This window comes from Corynebacterium sp., assembly GCF_012838985.1.
Taxonomy (GTDB): Bacteria; Actinomycetota; Actinomycetes; order Mycobacteriales; family Mycobacteriaceae; genus Corynebacterium.
The window spans coordinates 19,486-38,980 of sequence record NZ_DUOE01000109.1; the positions used below are offsets into that span (position 1 = coordinate 19,486).

The following is a 19,495-nucleotide window of genomic DNA, read 5'->3' on the forward strand; positions in this document are numbered from 1 at the left end:
GTAGAGTGGTGCTCATGATCACCGCGACAAACTGCTCCATCGGCCGTGCCAGCCTCACCGAGGGCCTGGACGCCTCCACCACCCCCAGGGTCGAACTGTGGTGGCCCTTCGCCCACCCGGACCCCACCGACTCCGAGATCAGGGGAGTGGTCACCGAGCTGGAGAAGAGGAACCTGCAGCTCATCGCCCTCAACATGTTCGGAGGGGACCTCGCGGCCGGGGACCGCGGCATCCTGCACGAGCAGGACCTGCCGGAGGCGCACCTCGACGCGGTCGAGCGTTTCCACGAGCTCACCGGGGTCCGCCGCTTCAACCTGCTCCTCGGGCGGGGCGGCACCGAGCTCACCGCGGAGCAGGAGCGCAGGTTCGGGGCGGTGGCGGGGGACGTCGAGAAGCGTTTCGGGGGAGTGGCCATGGTGGAACCCATCTCCGCCACCCCGGACTACCCCGTGACCACCGTCGCGCAGGCGGTGCCGCTCCTGCAGCACGGCGGCCTGCTGCTCGATCTCTACCACCTGGCGGTCAACGACGCCGTTGACCTCAGCATCATGCCCGAGCACGTGCAGATCGCTGACAATCCCGGCCGCGGCGCCCCCGGCACCGGCAGCCTGCCGCTGGAGCAGTGGATCACGCAGCTGCGCGACGCCGGTTACGAGGGGGAGGTCGCAGCGGAGTGGCTCCCGTGACCGAACTCTGGGACATTCTCGACGACAACCGCCAGCCCACCGGCCGCACCGCGCCCCGCCAGGACGGGCTCATCGACGGTGACCTGCACGTCGTCGTCCACGTCTGCATCTTCAACGAGGCCGACCAGATGCTCATCCAGCGCCGCGCCGACACCAAACAGGACTGGCCCGGCCTGTGGGACTTCTCCGTGGGCGGCAGCATCCACGCCGGGGAGACGAGCCGCGAGGGAGCACAGCGGGAGGTCCGGGAGGAACTGGGGCTCGACGTCGCACTCGGCCGCCCGAGCTTCACGTTCAACTTCCAGTACGGCTTCGACGACTTCTACCTGCTGCGTCACGACGTCGCGCTGCCCCTCCCGGCCGTCCCCAACGACGAGGTCGCCGAGGTCCGCTGGGCGGACCTCGACGACGTGGTGGAACTGCTGCGGGCGGACGAGTTCATCAACTACCGCGAGTCGGCGGTGCGCTTCGTCTTCGACTTCCTCGACCAGCGCAACATCTTCGACTCCCGCGACCTCCGCCGGGGGCATTAGAACAGCGACGACAGGAACGCCCGCGTCCGCCCCTCACGCGGGTTGTCCAGGACCTCAGCCGGCGGGCCCGCCTCGACGACGCGGCCGCCGTCCATGAATACGACCTTGTCGGCGACCTCCCGGGCGAAGCCCATCTCGTGGGTGACCACGAGCATGGTCATGCCGTCCTGGGCCAGTTCCTTCATCACCCGGAGGACCTCCCCGACGAGCTCGGGGTCGAGGGCGGAGGTGGGCTCGTCGAAAAGCATGAGCTTGGGGTCCATGGCGACGGCGCGGGCGATGGCCACGCGCTGCTGCTGACCACCGGAGAGCTGCACCGGGTACGCGCCTGCCTTGTGGGCGAGGCCGACCTGGTCGAGCAGCTCGAGGCCGCGCCTCTTCGCATCCACGACGGACTGACCCTTGACGTGCACGGGCGCCTCGATGACGTTCTCCAGGGCGGTGCGGTGCGGGAAGAGGTTGAACTGCTGGAAGACCATGCCGATGTCCGCGCGCTGGCGGGCGGCGTCCTTCTCGGAGATCTCGTGGAGCACGCCGTCGCGCTCCCGGTAGCCGATGAGTTCGCCGTCGACGTAGAGGCGGCCGGCGGTGACCTTCTCCAGGTGGTTGACGCAGCGCAGGAAGGTGGACTTGCCGGAGCCGGAGGGGCCGATGAGGCAGGCCACCTCGCCCTGGGGAACCTGCAGGTCAATGCCCTTGAGAACCTCCAGCTGGCCGAAGGACTTGCACACCTGCTGGGCGTTGATCATGAGGTTGGTCATGTCTAGTTCTCCTTCACGACCGAGACGTTGCCGGGGACGGTGCCCTCGGCGTCGGCGAGGGCAGCGAGCTGGCGGCCGGTGAGCTCCCGGCGGGCACCCTTCTCGAAGTGCTTCTCCAGGTAGTACTGCCCGACCATGAGCACCGACGTCACCGCGAGGTACCAGGTGGCGGCGACCAGCAGCATGGGCACCGGGTCGAAGAGCGCGGCGGCGATGTCCATCGAGCGGCCGTAGAGCTCGAGGGTGTAGGGGATGGCCACCACGAGCGAGGTCGTCTTGAGCATGGAGATGAGCTCGTTGCCGGTCGGCGGGATGATGATGCGCATCGCCTGGGGGAGGACCGTGCGACGCATCGTCAGGGTCCAGCTCATGCCGAGCGCCTTGGACGCCTCCATCTGTCCCTCGGGGACCGAGGAGATGCCGGAGCGGACGATCTCGGCCATGTAGGCGGCCTCGTTGAGACCCAGTCCCAGGACCGCGAGGAGGAAGGCGTTCTTCAGCAGGGACTGCAGGTCGATCTCCGCGAAACCGACGTTGATGCTCTGGTACAGCGAGCCGAGCAGCCCCCAGAACACCAGCTGCACGTACACCGGGGTGCCGCGGAAGATCCACAGGTACACCCACGCGACGCCGCGCAGCACCGGGTTCGGCGACATGCGCATGACCGCCAGCGTGGCGCCGAGACCGACGCCGATGAGCATCGCCAGGACCGTCAGCGCCAGGGTGTGCAGGGCGGCGGTGGCGACGCGGGTGTCGAAGAGGTACGCGCGGTAGGTGTCCCAGCCGTACGCCTCGTTGGTCAGCGCCCCGATGACGAACCAGGCCGACAGGCCCAGCACGACCGCCGCGAGGACCCAGCGACCCGGGTGACGCAGCGGCTTCGCCTGGATGGGGGCGGGGGTGGCGGGAGTGCTCATGCGATCTCCTTCTCGTTGATCATGGCGGTGTCGATGAGCCCGGTCCCCACACCCCACTGGGCGAGGATGCGCTCGTAGTCACCGGTGTCGATGAGGTGCTGCAGGGCGGCCGCCATCGCGGGGCCCAGCGGGGAGTCCTTCGGCACGGCCCAGCCGTAGGGCGCGGCGTCGAACATGCGGCCGGTGAGGGCCAGGCGGTCGTCGGAACGCGCGACGGCCCAGGCGGTGACGGGGGAGTCGGCCGACATGGCGTCGGCACGTCCCATGAGGGCGGCCAGCGCGGCATTGTCGGACGTGTCGTAGGAGAGGACGGTGATCGGCGGCAGCCCGGCGTCCTCGCAGGCCTGCGCCTTGGGGCGGACATCGTCGGTCTCCGAGACGGTCGTGCGCTGCACGGCGACGGTCAGCCCGCAGGGATTCTCCGGGTCGATGTCGCTGCCCACCGGGGCGGCCCACTGGATGCCGGCGTAGAGGAAGTTGACGAAGTCGAAGTTCTTCCGCCGCTCCTCATTGTCCGTGAAACCCGACGCGCCGGCGTCGAGGGTGCCCGCCTGCACGGCGGGGAGGATGAGGGAGAAGTCCTGCTCCACGGGCTCGAAACGCAGCCCCATCACGCCGGCGACCGCGGCCGCGAGATCCATCTCCAGGCCGATGATCGTGCCGTCGGAGTCCTTGAGTTCGAAGGGGGCGAACGGCGGGTTGGTGCCGCCGCGCAGCACACCGCGGGCGGCGATGTCGGCGGGCACCAGCTCCGCCACCGCGGGAACAGCCTCCGGCACGATGGGGGTCCATCCTGCGGGACGTCCCTCCTCGACGTTGGTCACACACGAGGTCATGCTTATCGACGCCGCGGTGATCACCGCGAGCGCCAGCGTCCGCGGTCCGCGGATCATGCGGGCAGCGATGCCGTGATGACCTCTGACTCACGGCGGGTGGTGGCCACGCGGTCGGCGATGATGAACACCGCGACGACGGCACCGCCCAGGGCGATGAGGCCGACGATGGCGAGGACGTTCCCGCCGGGGGAGAGCAGGTTCGCGTCCGCGTCCTGCCAGGGCCACAGGGAGCGCAGGGAACCCAGCATCAGGCCGGCCATGAGGGTCAGGGAGACGGTGCGGTGCTTCTCCAGGGCCCAGGTGAGCACCTTGATGAACAGGGCGATGCCGACGAGCGCGCCGGCCATGAAGGTGAGGATCACGGTCCAGTTCCGGTCGGAGACGGCACCGATGACCGGTGCGTACAGGCCCATGGCCAGCAGCATGTAGGAGCCGGAGATGCCCGGCAGGACGAGCGCACACACCGCGACGGCGGCGGCGAGGAAGATGATCGGCAGGGCAGGGTCCTCGCGCGGGGCGGAGACGAAGCTGGTACCCAGGAAGCCGACGACCGCGGCGACGAGGAACAGCGGGATGACCATGCCGGCGCGGCGGCGCAGATCACGGGGGTCCATCATGGCCAGCGGCACCCAGATCGACACGGCGACCATGCCGAGGAAGAGGGCGCGCGCGTACTCCGGGGAGTTCTCCACGAAGTTGTGCAGCACGGTCGACATGGTGAACACGGCGGTGACCATGCCGACCCCGATGGAGATGAGGAGGAGCCAGTCCACCTTCGCGAACTGGCGGCGCAGCAGCTGGTTCGCGGCGTTGAGGGCGCGTTCGTAGACACCGACGACGAGCGCGACGGTGCCTCCGGAGATGCCCGGTACGAGCTCGGCCATGCCGATGAGGGCACCACGGATGAGATTCGCCAGGACATGCAGCGGGGTGCGCGGCGTCCTGGCGGGGTAATGATGGGTGGTCGTCATGACCACTCACCTTACGGCACTAGCGCATGGCCGACATGACCGCCTGGATGATGGTTCCGATCACCGCGACGGCCGCGAAACCGATGAGCCAGTCACGCCCCAGCAGCAGCGCACCCTCCTGCTTCTCGGCCTCGGTGGAGGCGGAGGAGAGCTTCTGTGCACCGGTGGAACCGGCCCGCATGTCGGCCGGCAGCTCCTCGATCTGGGAGGTGACGGCATTCACCGGGGAAGCGGGCTGGGCGTGGACGGCCGGGACCGCCCCCAGGGTGAGGGCGGTGGCGGTGCCGAGGGCGATGAGGGTGCGGCGCATGACGGGGATCCTTAACTCATGGAGGGGACAGTACTGGTCCCATACTTTAACGCGTCGCGTCCGTTCAGTTCTCCTCCGGAATCATGGAGATCGCGCCGCACGGGCACTCCTCCGCGCAGATACCGCAGCCCTTGCAGTAGTCGTACTTGAACTCGTACTCGCCGGCCGCCAGCTTGGTCACCGCATTGTCCGGGCAGACGCCGAAGCAGTTGTCGCAGCCGAAGCAGTTGCCGCACGACATGCAGCGGCGGGCCTCGAGGAGGGCGGAGTCGGCGTCGAGGCCCTGCACGACCTCGTCGAAGGTGGAGGCACGACGTGCCCCTTCGAGGCGTTCGCGCACCTGGTGCGGGGCCTCGGAGTAGTACCAGGTCTCCATACGGTCGAGAGTCGCGTCTGCAGGCTTGACTGCTGGCACATAGGGCTGGCCGCGCAGCCAACCGTCGATGTAGCGGGCCGCCTTCTTGCCGTGGCCGATGGCGACGGTGACGTTCTTCTCGCTCGGCACCATGTCACCGCCGGCGAAGACCCCCGCACGCCCGGTCATCATCTGTCCGTCGACGGCGACCACACCGCGGGAGATCTCCACGCCCTCGACGCCCTCCAGCAGGGAGAGATCCGACTCCTGGCCCAGCGCCATGACGAGGGAGTCGGCGGCGAGGTCCTCGTACTCGCCGGTCGGGGTGAGGTTGCCCTCGGCGTCGATGGCCATCTTCTCGATCCTGACCGAGCCCTCGTCGACGTGGTTGACGGTGGACAGCCAGCGCATGGTGATGCCCTCCTCCTCGGCCTCCATGACCTCGGAGTCGTGGGCGGTCATGCGGTCGCGGGTGCGGCGGTAGAGGATGACCGACTCGGTGGCCCCCAGTCGGCGGGCCGTGCGTGCCGCGTCGACCGCGGTGTTGCCGCCGCCGTAGACCACCACGCGGCGCCCCAGCAGCGGGGCCTCCCCGTCCTCGGTGTCGCGCAGCAGGTCGACGGCGTTCATGATGGTCGCCGCCGAACCTGCGGGCACCTCCACGTTGCGTGCCAGCTGGGCGCCGACAGCGGTGAAGACGGCGTCGAAAAGCTCCAGTTCGGCGTCGACGTCGGTGACGGTGACGCCCTGCTCGAAGGTGACACCCAGGGCCGCGATGCGGGCGATCTCGGCGTCGAGGATGTGGCGGGGCAGGCGGTAGGAGGGGATGCCGTAGCGCATCATGCCGCCGGGCCGGGCACCCTGGTCACGGACCGTGACCTCGTGGCCGAGGCGGGCCAGGTGGTACGCCGCGGACAGGCCGGAGGGCCCGGAACCGACGACGAGGACCTTCCTGCCTGAGGGATCCTTGACGGGTGCGACCTGCCAGCCCTCCTTGATGGCGCGGTCACCGAGGAAACGCTCGATGGCGTTGATGCCGACGGCTTCGTCGACCTCCGCACGGTTACAGGCGGTCTGGCACGTGTGGTAGCAGACGCGGCCCATGACGGCGGGCAGGGGATTATCCACCATGATCTCGCGCCAGGCAGCCTCGTAGTCGCCCTCCTCGGCGTGGTACAGCCAGCCCTGGATGTTCTCCCCCGCGGGGCAGGCCTTGTTGCAGGGCGGCAGCAGATCGACGTAGACGGGCCGCTCGCTGCGCCAGGAGCCGGTCTTGTTCGCCAGGGAGGAACCGGTCTGCAGGGTGATGGCGAAGGGCATGCCGATGTTGACGTTCCTGTCGGGGCTCACTGTGCGTCGTCTCCTTCGTACTTGACGAACTCGTCGAGGGTCTCCTCGTCGATGAGGTTGTAGCGGCGGATGTTGCGGTCCGCCAGCGCCTGGATGCGTCCGATGACGGCGGGGTCCGCGTCCTTCCGGAACAGGTGCGCGTAACGGCGCTGCAGCCGGAGGTAGTCCTCGACCGGGGCGGGGCGGCGGATCTTCTTCACCGAGGTGACCTCGCCGTACTCCGCCTCGTAGACGGGGAACAGGCCGGTCTGGGTGGCCAGGCGGGCCAGCTTGATGGTGTCCTTCGACGCCGAACCCCAGCCCAGCGGGCAGGGCACGAACACGTGCAGGTAGCGGGCACCGCGGAACTCCATCGCGCGGGTCACCTTGTACTCGAGGTCGTGGAGGTCCGCGACGGTGGCGGTGGCCACGTAGGGGATCTCGTGCGCCATCGCGATGCGCGGCAGGTCCTTGCCCTGACCGAAGACGTTGCCCGGCTCCGGGCCGACCGGCTGGGTCGTGGCCGTCCGGGCTGCCGGCGGCGTCGCACCGGAACGCTGCACGCCGGTGTTCATGTACGCCTCGTTGTCGTAGCAGATGTAGAGGACGTCGTCGTTGCGCTCGAACATGCCCGACAGGGGACCGAAACCGATGTCGACGGTGCCGCCGTCACCGCCCTGGGCGACGACGCGGACGTCGGTACGCCCCTTCGCCTTCATCGCGGCCGCGACACCGGTGGCCACGGCCGGGGCGTTACCGAACAGGGAGTGGATCCACGGCAGATTCCACGAGGTCTCCGGGTACGGGGTGGAGAACACCTCGAGGCAGCCGGTGGCGTTGCAGGCGATGAGCTGGCCGTCCGTCGCGGCGACGGCGGCATCGAGGGCGTAGCGGGCTCCGAGCGCCTCACCGCAGCCCTGGCAGGCGCGGTGGCCGGAGGTCAGCGAGTTGAAGCGGTCGGGCCCCGACTGGATCGACAGCAGCTTGTCCTCGATGAGGCGGTTGCCGATGGCGAAGGAACCCACCTGGTAGAACTTCGTCTCCTCCGCCCCGGGGATCTCGGTGGCGGGGAAGCTCGGCGTGGGCAGTGCGGTGGTGTAGCGGAAATCAGACATGTCTAGTTCTCCCTGGCTGCCAGATCGCGCAGCATGTTCTCCGGGATGGCACCGGAGCGGCGGTGGGTGTTCTCGCGGGCGAGTTCGGCGTCGACAAGCTCCCTGTCGAGGTCGAGGAACGTGGTGTCCTCCACCTCATCGACGACCGCCTTGTCCAGGTAGGAGTGCAGCGACGCCTTCGTGATGTCGCGTCCGCCGAGACCGGCGATGAGCTCGTGGCAGATGAAGCGCTTTCCGCGCATGGCGGCGCGGCAGTGGGAGGAGACGATGCCGCCGATGCCGACGGAGAAGGCCTTCTCCAGGACGATGAAACGGGTGCACCTGCTCAGCGCCTCGCGCACGGCTGCGGTGGGGAAGGGGCGGAAGGACACGAGCGAGAGGACGCCGATCTTCTCGCCTGCTTCCCGACGCTCGTCGACGACGTCACGCAACGTGCCCGTCACGGACCCCAGGCACACGATGATCGTCTCCGCGTCCTCCGTGCGGTATTCGTGCATGAGACCGCCGGAGGTGCGGCCGAAGATCCCGGCGAACTCGGCGCTCACCCGCGGGATGACGTCGAGGGCCTGCAGCTGCTTGTGGTGGGCGAGGTAGCGGACCTCGGTGAACGCCTCCGGACCGACCATCGCGCCGATGGAGATCGGGGCGGCCGGGTCGAGGACCTGCCGCGGCTCATAGGGAGGCAGGAACTTGTCGACGTCCTCCACCTCCGGCACATCCACCTGCTCCATGGCGTGCGTGAGGATGAAACCGTCCATGCACACCATGACCGGCAGGGAGAGCTCCTCGGCGATCTTGAACGCCTGCACGTGCAGGTCCGCGGCCTCCTGGTTGTCGGTGGCGTAGAGCTGCAGCCAGCCGGAGTCACGCTGCGACATGGAGTCGGTCTGGTCGTTCCAGATGTTGATCGGCGAGCCGATGGCGCGGTTGGCCACCGTCATGACGATCGGCAGACCCAGGCCGGAGGCGTTGTACACGGCCTCCACCATGAACAGCAGACCCTGGGAGGCGGTGGCTGTGTAGGACCGGGCACCGGCGGCCGACGCGCCGATGGAGGCGGACATCGCGGAGAACTCACTCTCCACGTTGACGTACTCGCAGGAACCCAGCTCGCCCTTCTTGGCCATGGCACTCAGGGCCTCGACGATGTGGGTCTGCGGGGAGATCGGGTAGGCGCAGATCACCTCCGGACGGCAGGCCGCCACGGCCTGCGCCACCGCCTGGGAACCCTCGATCTGCTTAAGCATTGGCTGCCTCCTCCTGCTTGGACATGACCAGGTCGTACGCGGCCTGCGCGGCGGCGACGTTCATCTCCCCGACCCGGCCGGGGAAACGGTTCATGATGGCGTGGGACACCGACTCCATCCGGTACAGACCGGTGAGCGCGGCGACGCCACCGAGCAGCACCGCGTTCGGCACGGTACGGCCGGTGTGTTCGCGGGCGATGTCGGTGGCGGGGATCGTCATGAAGTGGCCGGCGGGTTGGCGGGCCTGCAGTTCGCTGAGCCCCAGTTCCGCGCTGCGCTTCGACGAGTTGATGAGCACGTAGCCGTCCTCGGTGAGCCCCGAGAAGACATTGAGGATGGGGAGCAGCGTGCGGTCCTGCACCACGACGAGGTCAGGATTGAGCACCGGCTCCCGGGTACGGATCGGGGTGTCGCTGATCCGGCAGTACGCCACGACGGGCGCTCCGGTGCGTTCCGAACCGAAGGAGGGGAACGCCTGCGCGTGACGTCCCTCCTCGAAGGCTGCCATGGCTATGAGGTCGGACGCGGTGACCACGCCCTGTCCGCCCCGACCGTGAATACGTACTTCGACCATGCCCTCCACTCTAAGAGCACGGACCCCTGAATGTGCGGTAACTGGAGGAGGGCAGGATCTCCCTAGAGCAGGACGGTCAGCAGGATGAGGGTGGCCGGCAGCGCCACGAAGACACCGAGGACCCAGACGGCCACGTACATCTTCCTCTCCGCTCCCAGGCGGGCCAGCAGCTCGGCGCCGTGGACGGGCAGCTCCCGCAGGAACGGCACACCGTAGATGAGGATCGTGGCGAAGGTGTTGAACAGCAGGTGCACCAGGGCCGCCTGCAGGGCCAGCTGGCCGTCCATGCCGGTGAAGGCGAAGGCGGCGATGAGGGCCGTGATGGTGGTACCGATGTTGGCGCCCAGCGTGAAGGGGTAGATCTGGCGGGTGGTGAACGTGCCGGAGCCGGCCAGCGGCACCATCAGGGAGGTGGTGGTGGAGGAGGACTGCACCATGACCGTCACCAGTGCGCCGGAGGCGATGCCGGACAGCGGGCCACGGCCGATGGCGGCGTGGAGGATCTTCCGCGCGCGGCCGACCATGACGACCTTGAGCAGCTTGCCGATGAGGTTGATCACGCCGAGGATGAGAGCGATGCCGATGGCGATGAGCAGGATGCCGCCCCACGGGTGGTCGATGGCCTTGCCGATGAGGCCGATGGTGCCGGCCAGGGGATCGGTGACGGCGGTGACCGCGTTGCCCAGTCCACCGAAGATGAACGTCAGTGCGCCACCGTCGGAGCCGGCGAACTGCTCAGCCAGGAAGCTGGAGGTGCGCTCCAGCAGGCCGAACATGATCTCCAGGGGCAGGAAGATGACCACGGCCAGCAGGTTGAAGAAGTCGTGCACCGAGGCCGCGGAGAAGGCCCGCCGGAACGAGGCCTTGTCGCGCATCATGCCCAGGGAGACGAGCGTGCTGGTCAGTGTGGTGCCGATGTTGGCGCCTAGCAGCATGGGGATCGCCGTGGCCATGGGCAGACCACCGGCGACGAGTCCGACGGTGATGGAGGTGGTCGTCGAGGAGGACTGGATGAGTGCCGTCGCGAGCAGACCGATCATCAGGGCGATGAGCGGGTTGGAGGCGAAGGCGAAGAGCTCCTCGGCGCGGCCGCTCGTGGCGAGCTTGAAGCCGTCACCGATGACGCTGACCGCGGTGATGAGCAGGTAGATACCGACGGCGACGGTGATCCAGTTGGCGATCGCCAGCGGCTTCCCGCGGAGACCGAGTCGTGCGAGGGGACTCGGTCGCTCCGCCGGGATGTCGGGGGTGGTGTCCATCGGCGGAAGGACCGGAGGTGTCGTGGTGGACATGCAGGGTTCTCCTGAAGTCTGAAGCGCGGGCACCGTGTGCCCCAGGGGACGGCCCTAACTTAGGAAGTCAACATGACCACTTCGGTACCGTTCGGTTAACGGACGGTGAATTGAATGGGAATCGTGGGGCAATTCACAAAGAACTCCCCCTGAAAACGCCCTCCTCGAGTTGCAGCGCACCGGGAACCTGTTAGAAGAGGCCCTCGATGCCCTCCGCCGGCCCCGTCACACGGTTGTCCAGTCGTTCCCGTGCCGCCGCGTAAGCCTCATCCGGGAGCCGGTAGTAGTACACCAACGGCAGTTCATCGTGGACCTTGTCCAGATACGTCCCGATGAACTCCCGGACATCCTCCCGCTCCTCCAGCGCCGCGACGGACACGTAGAGGAACAGCGGCCGGGTGAGGGCCCGGTAGGTCCCGTCCTGCACGCCGGCGAGCGTCGGCTGCACGCCGTCGACGGACACGGTGGCCATGACGTTGCGGTGCCCCTCGTCGGAGGCCAGGTAGTTGCCCACACCCATGAAGCCGAGCGCGTTCCGGTCCGCGGCGATCCAGCGGGTGAGTTCCTCGATGTCATCGGTGGTGCGGTAGTCCTCGCGCAGGGAACCCGCCTGGCCGGTCACCGCCTCACTGAAGTAGTCGAAGGTGCCCGAGCCGGCCCCACGGCCGACGAGCACGATCTCCTCCTCCGGCCATTCGGGGCGGATGTCGGCCCAGGTGCTGATCTCCGAGCCCGGGGACCAGATCTTCCGCAGCTCCTCCATGGTGAGGTCGCGGACGGTCCCGTTGGCGGAGTTGCGGACCACGCTCAGAGAATCCACGGCGACGGGCAGTTCGATGAACTCCACGTCGTTCTCCGCGCACAGCTCCTGCTGCTCCCGGGGAATGGGGACCGAGGCGTTGTTGATCTGCGATTCACCCCGGCAGAACCGCCCGAAACCGTCGAGCGTGCCCTCGCTGGTCTGCTCGATGGCCGTGCGTGTCTTGAGGGCCATGTGGGCGGTGACCGGGGCGACGGTGGCGGAACCGGTCACCCGGATCGGGTCGTCGCCCACCGGGGTGCAGCCTGCGAGGAGCAGCCCGCACGCGGTCGTGAGCATCGCCAGTCGACGCAGCGTCATGCCTGCTCATCCTCCCCGCGACCGCGCAGGTCGCTCATGAGCGCGTCAATGAATACGCGGATGTTGTTCCAGCGGTGGCTGGTGGCGGCGAAGAGCTCCGGGAGCCGCTCGATCTCCTCCCGTTGACGCTGTTCCTGCAGCTCCTGCAGGCGGCGTTCGGTGTCGGCGAGGATCTCCTCGAGCTGCTCCTCCAGGGTGAGCCGGGGATCGTTGTTCATGGTGGGCTCCTTAGAGGACGACGGTGAGGAAGATGAGCAGGGCGGGCAGGGCCAGGAACACGCCCAGCACCCAGCCGACGATGTAGAGCTTGTTGTCCGCTCCCAGGCGGGCCAGGGTGGTGGCCCCCAGGACGGGGATGTTGCGCAGGAAAGGCAGCCCGTAGATGAGGAGCGTGGCGAAGAGGTTGAACAGCAGGTGCACCAGGGCCGCCTGCAGGGCCAGCTCCGCCTCCACGCCGGTGAAGGCGAAGGCGGCGATGAGCGCGGTGATGGTGGTGCCGATGTTCGCACCGAGGGTGAAGGGGTAGACCTGGCGCAGCGAGAAGGTGCCTGATCCGGCCAGCGGCACCATGAGGGACGTCGTGGTGGAGGAGGACTGCACCATCACCGTGATGAGGGTGCCGGAGAGGATGCCCGACAGGGGGCCCCGGCCGATGGCGTTGTGCAGGACCTGCTTCGCCTTACCCACCATGACCACCTTGAGCAGCACACCGATGAAGTTGATCACGGCGAGGATGAGGCCGATTCCGATGGCGATGAGCGCGATGCCGCCCCAGGGGGCCGGGAGGACGCCGCCGAGGAGCCCGATGAGATCGGCCAGGGGGTCGGTGACGGTGGTGACCGCCGTGCCGATGCCGGCGAAGACGGTCGCGAACAGACCGCCGTCAGAGCCCGCCAGCTGATCGGAGAAGAAGCCGGACACCCGGTCGAGGACCCCGAACATCATCTCCAGCGGCAGGAAGATGACCACGGCCAGCAGGTTGAAGAAGTCATGCACCGACGCGGCGGCGAAGGCCCGGCGGAAATCCTCCTTCTGCCGGACCATGCCGAGGGACACCAGCGTGGACGTCAGCGTCGTGCCGATGTTGGCGCCCATGAGCATGGGGATCGCCGTGGCCATGGGCAGACCGCCGGCCACGAGTCCCACGGTGATGGAGGTGACCGTCGAGGAGGACTGGATGAGCGCTGTGGCGAGCACGCCGATCATCAGCGCGATGAGGGGGTTGGAGGCGAAGGCGAAGAGCTCCTCCGCCTGTCCCCGGGTGGCCAGCTTGAAGCCGTCACCGATGACGCTGACGGCGGTGATGAGCAGGTAGATGCCGACGGCGACGGCGACCCAGTTCGCTGCGTCGAGAGCCCGGCCTCCGAGGCCGAACCGTTCCAGGGGACTGCGCGCCGGTTCCGGACGGGACTCGACAGCGACATCCGCCATGGTGGGCGTGGACATGTCTCTTCTCCTAGGGATGCTGTGGTGCTTGTGGGCCACACCGGCCCGTCGTGAAGCGTCCTCACCCTAGGTATCTGAGGTGACAAAGCCTTTGCCCCCTGGTGAACCGGTGGTTGACCAGGGGGCAAAGTTGCGTGAACAGTGCCCCCGGTGGGACTCGAACCCACACTGTGCGGGTTTTGAATCCGCTGCCTCTGCCAATTGGGCTACGAGGGCATGTCAGAACAGTTTAATCCACACGCGCCCGCCCGGGGAATCGGGCTGGCTACACTGGGACAGCGTGACTGAGAACAACCGCCTGCTGCTCATCGACGGCCACTCCATGGCGTTCCGTGCCTTCTACGCCCTCCCCGCCGAGAACTTCTCGACGACCGGGGGCCAGCACACCAACGCCGTCTACGGCTTCCTCTCCATGCTGGCGAACATTCTCGCCGAGGAACAGCCGGGCCACGTCGCCGTCGCCTTCGACGTGGGCCGCAAGACCTTCCGCACCGAGATGTTCCCGGAGTACAAGGCCCAGCGCGAGGCCTCCCCGCCGGAGTTCAAGGGTCAGGTGGACATCCTCCAGGAGGTGCTGGAGACACTCGGCATCCAGACGCTGAGCATGGAGAACTACGAGGCCGACGACATCCTCGCCACGCTCGCCACCGCAGCCGAGCCCCTCGGCTACGAGACGCTCATCATCACCGGTGACCGTGACTACCTCCAGCTGGTCAACGACAACGTCACCGTGCTCTACCCGATGCGCGGCGTGTCCAACCTGCACCGCTTCACGCCGGCGGCCGTGGAGGAGAAGTACGGCCTCACCCCGCAGCAGTACCCGGACTTCGCGGCCCTGCGCGGCGACCCGTCCGACAACCTGCCCAACATCCCGGGTGTCGGCGAGAAGACCGCCACCAAGTGGATCCAGCAGTACGGCACCCTCGCCAACCTCCTCGACCACGCCGATGAGATCCGCGGCAAGGTCGGCGACAACCTCCGGGAGCGGCTCGACCAGGTGAAGCTCAACCGCGAGCTCACCCACATGCTCACCGACATGGAGCTGCCCGTCGGCCCTGATCAGCTGACGCTGCGTCCGGCGGACGTCGCGAAGGTCGCCGCCCGTTTCGACGACCTCCAGTTCGGCGCCAACCTCCGGGAGCGCGTGCTGGCCGCCGTCCCCACCGAGGGCACCGTCGAGGAGACCGCCCGGGAGCTTGTCGACGTCACCGTGGACACCGCACCCCTCGCCGAGTGGCTGCCCGCCCGCGCCGGGCAGGGGCTGGCGATGTACGTGGTCGGTGACGGTTCCCCGAACCAGGGTGACGTGTCGGCGGTGGCGATCATCGACACGGAACGGCACGCCGTGAGCGCCGAGATGGCTGATCTCTCCCCGGCCGATGAGAAGGCCCTGGCCACGTGGCTGGCGTCGGAGGACCCGAAGTACCTGCATGAGTCGAAGGCGGCGTTCCACATGTTCGCCGGCCGCGGCATGCCGCTGGAGGGCGTGGTCCACGACACCGCCATCGCCGCCTACCTCCTGCGCCCGGGCCAGCGCACCTACGAGCTCAAGGACATCTACCAGCGGCACCTGCAGCGTCAGCTCGCGGAGCCGGAGGACCAGCTCTCCCTGCTGGGGGACACCTCCCTGGTGGACTCCGCGGCCGCGGTGCTCGAGCTCGCCGAGGAACTGACCGTCCAGCTGCAGGAGATCTCCGCCTACGAGCTCTACCGCGACCTGGAGATCCCGCTCGCCCGGATCCTCGCCCGGATGGAGGCGACGGGCATCGCGGTGGACGTCGGGACGCTCGAGGAGCAGCTGGCGACCTTCCTCGACCAGGTGAAGGAGGAGGAGGCCGCCGCCCGCGAGCTGGCCGGTGACCCCTCCCTCAACCTGTCGAGCCCGAAGCAGCTGCAGGTCGTCCTCTTCGAGACCTTCGGCATGCCCAAGACGAAGAAGACCAAGACCGGTTACTCCACGGCCGCCGCCGAGATCGAGGGCCTGGCCGCGAAGAACCCGCACCCCTTCCTCGACCACCTGCTCGCGCACCGCGAGTACCAGAAGATGAAGACCACGCTGGAGGGCCTGATCAAGACGGTGCAGCCGGACGGCCGCATCCACACCACCTTCAACCAGACGGTCGCGTCCACCGGCCGCCTCAGCTCCACCGAGCCGAACCTGCAGAACATCCCGGTGCGTACGCCGGCGGGCCGCAAGATCCGCTCCGCCTTCGTCGTCGGGGAGGGCTACGAGTGCCTGCTCACCGCCGACTACTCGCAGATCGAAATGCGCGTCATGGCGCACCTGTCGCAGGACCCCGGCCTCATCGACGCCTATCAGCAGGGCGAGGACCTGCACAATTACGTCGGCTCCCGGGTGTTCGAGGTGCCGATCGACGAGGTCACCCCCGAGCTGCGCCGCCGCGTCAAGGCCATGTCCTACGGACTGGTCTACGGCCTGTCCGCCTTCGGCCTCGGCCAGCAGCTGAGGATCCCCGCCGGGGAGGCGAAGGGCATCATGGACAACTACTTCGAGCGCTTCGGTGGCGTGAAGCGCTACCTCGCCGAGGTCGTGGAGCAGGCCCGCAAGGACGGTTACACCTCCACGCTCTTCGGTCGCCGCCGCTACCTGCCGGAGCTCAACTCCGACAACCGCGTCGCCCGTGAGAACGCCGAGCGTGCCGCACTCAACGCGCCGATCCAGGGCACGGCCGCGGACATCATCAAGGTCGCCATGATCCGCATCGACGGCGTGCTCCGCGACTCCGACCTGCGGTCCCGCGTCCTCCTCCAGGTCCACGATGAGCTCGTCGTGGAGATCGCCCCGGGCGAGCTCGACGAGGTCCGCGGCATCATCGAGCGGGAGATGGACTCCGCCATCTCCCTGCGCGTCCCGCTGGAGGTCTCCGCCGGTTCAGGAGCCGACTGGGACGAGGCCGCCCACTAGCTGTTCCGGGGCAGCAGGCCGGAGTAGTAGGTGCGCAACGCCGCCGGATCGGAGGTGACCCCCTCCAGCTCGTCGAGGATGAGGTGCCAGCCGAGGGCGTAGTCCACGGCCTCCTCGCCGAGCAGTCCCTGGTGGGTGAGGCGGAGGTTGCCCTCGCCGACCTTCCAAGTGACGTAGGACTCCGGCAGTCCCGGCCAGTTCCACGTGTGGACCAGCGCCCGCGGCGGATCGGAGTGCGTCACCTCACCGGTGGCGGCACCCTCCGCGCCGAAGTCGTAGGTGACCCGGTCGGCGTCGACACGCGCGGTCGTGGTCACCGCCTCCCAGAGTTCCTGCACGGAGCCGTGGAGTGTGCGGTCGAAACGGATGACGCCCTCCGAGATCGAGCCGGCGCCGGCCGGGGTGATGTCGGGGCTGAGATTCTGCCTGCTCACAGGGACTCCAGGAGGTCGGAGCACGCCTGCTCGCAGCGGCGGCACGCCTCCGCGCACACGCGGCAGTGCCCGTGGTGGTGGGCGTGGGCCTCGCACTCCTCCGCGCAGGCGGCGCAGGCGACGCGGCAGGCCTCCAGCTGGGCCCGCAGGATCTCCACGGGGGTGCCCGGACGGGAGAGGACGGTCGCCGTGGCGGCGCAGATGTCCGCGCAGGCCAGGTCGGTGCGGATGCAGTCCCGCAGCTCGGCGACCGAGTGCTCGGCGAGGCAGGCGTCGGCGCACGTGGTGCATGCCTGGAGGCATTCAAGGCATGCCTCGATGGCGGCCGCGAGCTTCTGCTTGTCGACGCCCCCGAGATCCGGGTGTGCATCAATCATGTCGGTGGTGGTGGACATGGAGTTCTCCTTGCCTGATGGCTGGTGTGGTGTGCGCCACACTACCGTTTCCCGGCCACGAAGATCGCCGAGCCGGGGAAGATCCGGCCACGCTCCGGCGACCACTGGCCCCAGGTCTGGGTGAGGTGTTCCGGCCACTCGGGTTCCAGCAGGTCGCTGAGGTGGAAGCCGGCGTCGTGCAGGGCGCGCACCCAGTCGCCGAGGGTGCGGTGGAACTCGGCGTAGATGATGGTGCCGTCCTCGGTGGTCTCCGTGTACTCGCGCTCGAAGTAACTGATCTGCGCCTCGAAGGCCGTCGGATCGTCCGGGAAGATCCACCGCATGGGGTGATTGACCGAGAACACCAGGCGGCCGCCGGGGCGGAGGACCCGGGCGACGTCGGCAAGCACCGCGGTGACGTCGGGCACGAAGGGCAGCGCACCGAAGGCGGAGAACGCGACGTCGAAGGAGGCGTCGCGGTAGGGGAGCGCCTGCGCGTCGGCCTGGACGAGGGGGACCGTGCCGTCGGCGCGGGAGAGCATGCCGCGGGAGAGGTCGAAACCGGTGACGAAGCCGACGCCGTCGGCCTGCAGCCAGGCCGCGCACGGTGCGGAGCCGCAGCCGATCTCGAGGACGGCGGCGTCCGTGACGTCGCCGAGGAGGCGGGCCTCGGATTCGGCGAGCATCTCCGGGCACCAGTGGAATCCGTCGAGGTAGGAGGCGTGGCGCTCGTGGTAGTCGGCAGCGTCAAGGTCCCACCAGAACCGGTTGGCGGAGGCGGCCTGTGAGGCGGTTGTTTCTGGTGTGGTCACGGCGTGATTTTCCTTCCGGGGGCATTTGCCCTTGGCGTGGCTGGGTACTAGTGTGTTATGGGCGTGTCTGTGTCTTGTGGTGCGGTGGGCTGTAATAGGAGGGTCCGCGCATGCGCGGGGTGAGATCGGATTTCCGAGAGACACGTTCCTGTCCACTTTCTATCTCCTATCCAACCCGGAGCAACTGAACACATGCCCAACACCACTACCCCTCAGGTTGCCGTCAACGACATCGGCTCCGCTGAGGACTTCCTCGCAGCAGTCGACGCCACGATCAAGTACTTCAACGACGGCGACATCGTCGAAGGCACCGTCGTCAAGGTCGACCGCGACGAGGTTCTTCTCGACATCGGATACAAGACCGAGGGCGTCATCCCGTCCCGCGAGCTCTCCATCAAGCACGATGTCGACCCGGACGAGGTCGTCGAGGTCGGCGACGAGATCGACGCACTGGTCCTCACCAAGGAGGACAAGGAGGGTCGCCTGATCCTCTCCAAGAAGCGCGCACAGTACGAGCGCGCCTGGGGCGCCATCGAGGAGCTGCAGGAGAAGGACGAGCCGGTCACCGGTACCGTCATCGAGGTCGTCAAGGGCGGCCTCATCCTGGACATCGGCCTCCGTGGCTTCCTGCCGGCCTCCCTCGTCGAGATGCGTCGCGTCCGCGACCTGGATCCGTACATCGGCCAGGAGCTCGAGGCCAAGATCATCGAGCTGGACAAGCACCGCAACAACGTGGTCCTGTCCCGCCGCGCATGGCTCGAGCAGACCCAGTCCGAGGTCCGCTCCGAGTTCCTGCACCAGCTGCAGAAGGGTCAGGTCCGCAAGGGCGTTGTCTCCTCCATCGTCAACTTCGGCGCCTTCGTCGATCTCGGCGGTGTCGACGGCCTGGTTCACGTCTCCGAGCTGTCCTGGAAGCACATCGACCACCCGTCCGAGGTCGTCACCGTCGGCGATGAGGTCACCGTCGAGGTTCTCGACGTCGATCTCGACCGCGAGCGCGTCTCCCTGTCGCTGAAGGCGACCCAGGAGGACCCGTGGCGCGTCTTCGCCCGCACCCACGCTGTGGGTCAGATCGTCCCGGGCAAGGTCACCAAGCTCGTCCCGTTCGGCGCCTTCGTCCGCGTCGAGGAGGGCATCGAGGGCCTGGTCCACATCTCCGAGCTGGCTCAGCGCCACGTCGAGGTTCCGGACCAGGTTGTCACCGTCGGCCAGGAGGCCATGGTCAAGGTCATCGACATCGACCTCGAGCGTCGTCGTATCTCCCTGTCCCTCAAGCAGGCCGACGAGGACTACACCGACGAGTTCGACCCGTCCAAGTACGGCATGGCCGACTCCTACGACGAGCAGGGCAACTACATCTTCCCGGAGGGCTTCGACCCGGAGACCAACGAGTGGCTCGAGGGCTTCGACGAGCAGCGTCAGGCCTGGGAGGCCCGCTACGCCGAGGCAGATCGTCG

The 19,495-nt window shown here is 68.0% G+C and carries 20 protein-coding genes and 1 tRNA gene; 4 read left to right on the forward strand and 17 right to left on the reverse strand.

The window, feature by feature from the left end; all coding sequences use genetic code 11:
• The first annotated feature begins 14 nt into the window (after window positions 1–14).
• Window positions 15–686 carry a TIM barrel protein gene (locus GXZ33_RS06390; protein WP_291340017.1) on the forward strand — a complete coding sequence of 224 codons (672 nt, stop codon included), beginning with the start codon at window positions 15–17 and terminating at the stop codon, window positions 684–686.
• Window positions 683–1,219 carry an NUDIX domain-containing protein gene (locus tag GXZ33_RS06395; protein WP_291340018.1) on the forward strand — a complete coding sequence of 179 codons (537 nt, stop codon included), beginning with the start codon at window positions 683–685 and terminating at the stop codon, window positions 1,217–1,219. The genes GXZ33_RS06390 and GXZ33_RS06395 overlap by 4 nt, the downstream gene beginning before the upstream one ends.
• On the opposite strand, the gene GXZ33_RS06400 is transcribed toward GXZ33_RS06395, so the two are convergent.
• From GXZ33_RS06400 to GXZ33_RS06465, 14 genes are all read right to left on the reverse strand, one after another.
• Complete coding sequence (locus GXZ33_RS06400) at window positions 1,216–1,980, reverse strand: amino acid ABC transporter ATP-binding protein (protein WP_291340019.1); 765 nt, start codon at window positions 1,978–1,980, stop codon at window positions 1,216–1,218. The two genes, GXZ33_RS06395 and GXZ33_RS06400, sit on opposite strands and share 4 nt — an antisense overlap.
• Window positions 1,981–1,982: 2 nt before the next feature.
• Window positions 1,983–2,897 carry an amino acid ABC transporter permease gene (locus GXZ33_RS06405; protein ID WP_291340020.1) on the reverse strand — a complete coding sequence of 305 codons (915 nt, stop codon included), beginning with the start codon at window positions 2,895–2,897 and terminating at the stop codon, window positions 1,983–1,985.
• Window positions 2,894–3,790, reverse strand: coding sequence for an ABC transporter substrate-binding protein (locus GXZ33_RS06410; protein ID WP_291340021.1), 897 nt, complete (start codon window positions 3,788–3,790; stop codon window positions 2,894–2,896). The genes GXZ33_RS06405 and GXZ33_RS06410 overlap by 4 nt, the downstream gene beginning before the upstream one ends.
• The gene (locus GXZ33_RS06415; protein WP_291340022.1) at window positions 3,787–4,704 is read right to left on the reverse strand and encodes a DUF368 domain-containing protein; all 918 of its coding nucleotides are present in this window, start codon (window positions 4,702–4,704) and stop codon (window positions 3,787–3,789) included. Before GXZ33_RS06415 ends, GXZ33_RS06410 begins: the two co-directional genes overlap by 4 nt.
• Window positions 4,705–4,723: 19 nt before the next feature.
• Complete coding sequence (locus tag GXZ33_RS06420) at window positions 4,724–5,014, reverse strand: hypothetical protein (protein WP_291340023.1); 291 nt, start codon at window positions 5,012–5,014, stop codon at window positions 4,724–4,726.
• A gap of 64 nt (window positions 5,015–5,078) precedes the next feature.
• Window positions 5,079–6,719, reverse strand: coding sequence for an NAD(P)-binding protein (locus GXZ33_RS06425; protein WP_291340024.1), 1,641 nt, complete (start codon window positions 6,717–6,719; stop codon window positions 5,079–5,081).
• Window positions 6,716–7,813, reverse strand: coding sequence for a thiamine pyrophosphate-dependent enzyme (locus GXZ33_RS06430; RefSeq protein WP_291340025.1), 1,098 nt, complete (start codon window positions 7,811–7,813; stop codon window positions 6,716–6,718). Before GXZ33_RS06430 ends, GXZ33_RS06425 begins: the two co-directional genes overlap by 4 nt.
• 2 nt (window positions 7,814–7,815) lie before the next feature.
• Window positions 7,816–9,060, reverse strand: coding sequence for a hypothetical protein (porA, locus tag GXZ33_RS06435; protein WP_291340026.1), 1,245 nt, complete (start codon window positions 9,058–9,060; stop codon window positions 7,816–7,818).
• Window positions 9,053–9,634 (reverse strand): 2-oxoacid:acceptor oxidoreductase family protein, encoded by a 582-nt coding sequence (locus GXZ33_RS06440; RefSeq protein ID WP_291340027.1) that lies wholly within the window; start codon window positions 9,632–9,634, stop codon window positions 9,053–9,055. Before GXZ33_RS06440 ends, porA begins: the two co-directional genes overlap by 8 nt.
• Window positions 9,635–9,696: 62 nt before the next feature.
• Entirely contained in the window at window positions 9,697–10,926 is a 1,230-nt protein-coding gene (locus GXZ33_RS06445) for a Na/Pi symporter (protein WP_291340028.1), read from the reverse strand.
• A gap of 190 nt (window positions 10,927–11,116) precedes the next feature.
• Entirely contained in the window at window positions 11,117–12,046 is a 930-nt protein-coding gene (locus GXZ33_RS06450) for a substrate-binding domain-containing protein (RefSeq protein WP_291340029.1), read from the reverse strand.
• Window positions 12,043–12,264, reverse strand: a complete 222-nt coding sequence (locus tag GXZ33_RS06455) for a hypothetical protein (RefSeq protein WP_291340030.1) — start codon at window positions 12,262–12,264, stop codon at window positions 12,043–12,045. Before GXZ33_RS06455 ends, GXZ33_RS06450 begins: the two co-directional genes overlap by 4 nt.
• Window positions 12,265–12,274: 10 nt before the next feature.
• Window positions 12,275–13,492: a Na/Pi symporter gene (locus GXZ33_RS06460; protein WP_291340031.1), complete on the reverse strand. Its 1,218-nt coding sequence runs from the start codon at window positions 13,490–13,492 to the stop codon at window positions 12,275–12,277.
• Window positions 13,493–13,634: 142 nt separating this feature from the next.
• Window positions 13,635–13,708, reverse strand: a tRNA-Leu gene (locus tag GXZ33_RS06465).
• A gap of 85 nt (window positions 13,709–13,793) precedes the next feature.
• On the opposite strand from GXZ33_RS06465, the gene polA reads away from it, so the two are divergent.
• Window positions 13,794–16,418: a DNA polymerase I gene (gene polA, locus GXZ33_RS06470; RefSeq protein ID WP_291340036.1), complete on the forward strand. Its 2,625-nt coding sequence runs from the start codon at window positions 13,794–13,796 to the stop codon at window positions 16,416–16,418.
• Here polA and GXZ33_RS06475 read toward each other — a convergent pair.
• From GXZ33_RS06475 to GXZ33_RS06485, 3 genes are read right to left on the reverse strand one after another with little or no spacing between them, the layout of a single operon-like run.
• On the reverse strand, window positions 16,415–16,852 hold the full coding sequence (locus GXZ33_RS06475) for a hypothetical protein (RefSeq protein WP_291340032.1): 438 nt from the start codon (window positions 16,850–16,852) through the stop codon (window positions 16,415–16,417). The genes polA and GXZ33_RS06475 overlap by 4 nt on opposite strands.
• Window positions 16,849–17,247 (reverse strand): four-helix bundle copper-binding protein, encoded by a 399-nt coding sequence (locus tag GXZ33_RS06480; protein WP_291340033.1) that lies wholly within the window; start codon window positions 17,245–17,247, stop codon window positions 16,849–16,851. Before GXZ33_RS06480 ends, GXZ33_RS06475 begins: the two co-directional genes overlap by 4 nt.
• 41 nt (window positions 17,248–17,288) lie before the next feature.
• Complete coding sequence (locus GXZ33_RS06485; RefSeq protein WP_291340034.1) at window positions 17,289–18,038, reverse strand: class I SAM-dependent methyltransferase; 750 nt, start codon at window positions 18,036–18,038, stop codon at window positions 17,289–17,291.
• Between the two features lie 192 nt (window positions 18,039–18,230).
• Here GXZ33_RS06485 and rpsA point away from each other — a divergent pair.
• Window positions 18,231–19,495: 30S ribosomal protein S1 (gene rpsA, locus GXZ33_RS06490; protein ID WP_291340035.1), on the forward strand; the 1,265-nt coding region annotated here is incomplete at its 3' end.

Bases quoted from the DNA above. Each gene is read 5' to 3' on its own strand.
- GXZ33_RS06440 (WP_291340027.1), bottom strand. From the start codon at position 9,634: ATGGTCGAAGTACGTATTCACGGTCGGGGCGGACAGGGCGTGGTCACC.
- GXZ33_RS06420 (WP_291340023.1), bottom strand. From the start codon at position 5,014: ATGCGCCGCACCCTCATCGCCCTCGGCACCGCCACCGCCCTCACCCTG.
- GXZ33_RS06415 (WP_291340022.1), bottom strand. From the start codon at position 4,704: ATGACGACCACCCATCATTACCCCGCCAGGACGCCGCGCACCCCGCTG.
- GXZ33_RS06450 (WP_291340029.1), bottom strand. From the start codon at position 12,046: ATGACGCTGCGTCGACTGGCGATGCTCACGACCGCGTGCGGGCTGCTC.
- GXZ33_RS06480 (WP_291340033.1), bottom strand. From the start codon at position 17,247: ATGTCCACCACCACCGACATGATTGATGCACACCCGGATCTCGGGGGC.
- GXZ33_RS06430 (WP_291340025.1), bottom strand. From the start codon at position 7,813: ATGTCTGATTTCCGCTACACCACCGCACTGCCCACGCCGAGCTTCCCC.
- GXZ33_RS06405 (WP_291340020.1), bottom strand. From the start codon at position 2,897: ATGAGCACTCCCGCCACCCCCGCCCCCATCCAGGCGAAGCCGCTGCGT.
- GXZ33_RS06400 (WP_291340019.1), bottom strand. From the start codon at position 1,980: ATGACCAACCTCATGATCAACGCCCAGCAGGTGTGCAAGTCCTTCGGC.
- GXZ33_RS06410 (WP_291340021.1), bottom strand. From the start codon at position 3,790: ATGATCCGCGGACCGCGGACGCTGGCGCTCGCGGTGATCACCGCGGCG.
- GXZ33_RS06460 (WP_291340031.1), bottom strand. From the start codon at position 13,492: ATGTCCACGCCCACCATGGCGGATGTCGCTGTCGAGTCCCGTCCGGAA.
- porA (WP_291340026.1), bottom strand. From the start codon at position 9,060: ATGCTTAAGCAGATCGAGGGTTCCCAGGCGGTGGCGCAGGCCGTGGCG.
- GXZ33_RS06390 (WP_291340017.1), top strand. From the start codon at position 15: ATGATCACCGCGACAAACTGCTCCATCGGCCGTGCCAGCCTCACCGAG.
- GXZ33_RS06445 (WP_291340028.1), bottom strand. From the start codon at position 10,926: ATGTCCACCACGACACCTCCGGTCCTTCCGCCGATGGACACCACCCCC.
- GXZ33_RS06455 (WP_291340030.1), bottom strand. From the start codon at position 12,264: ATGAACAACGATCCCCGGCTCACCCTGGAGGAGCAGCTCGAGGAGATC.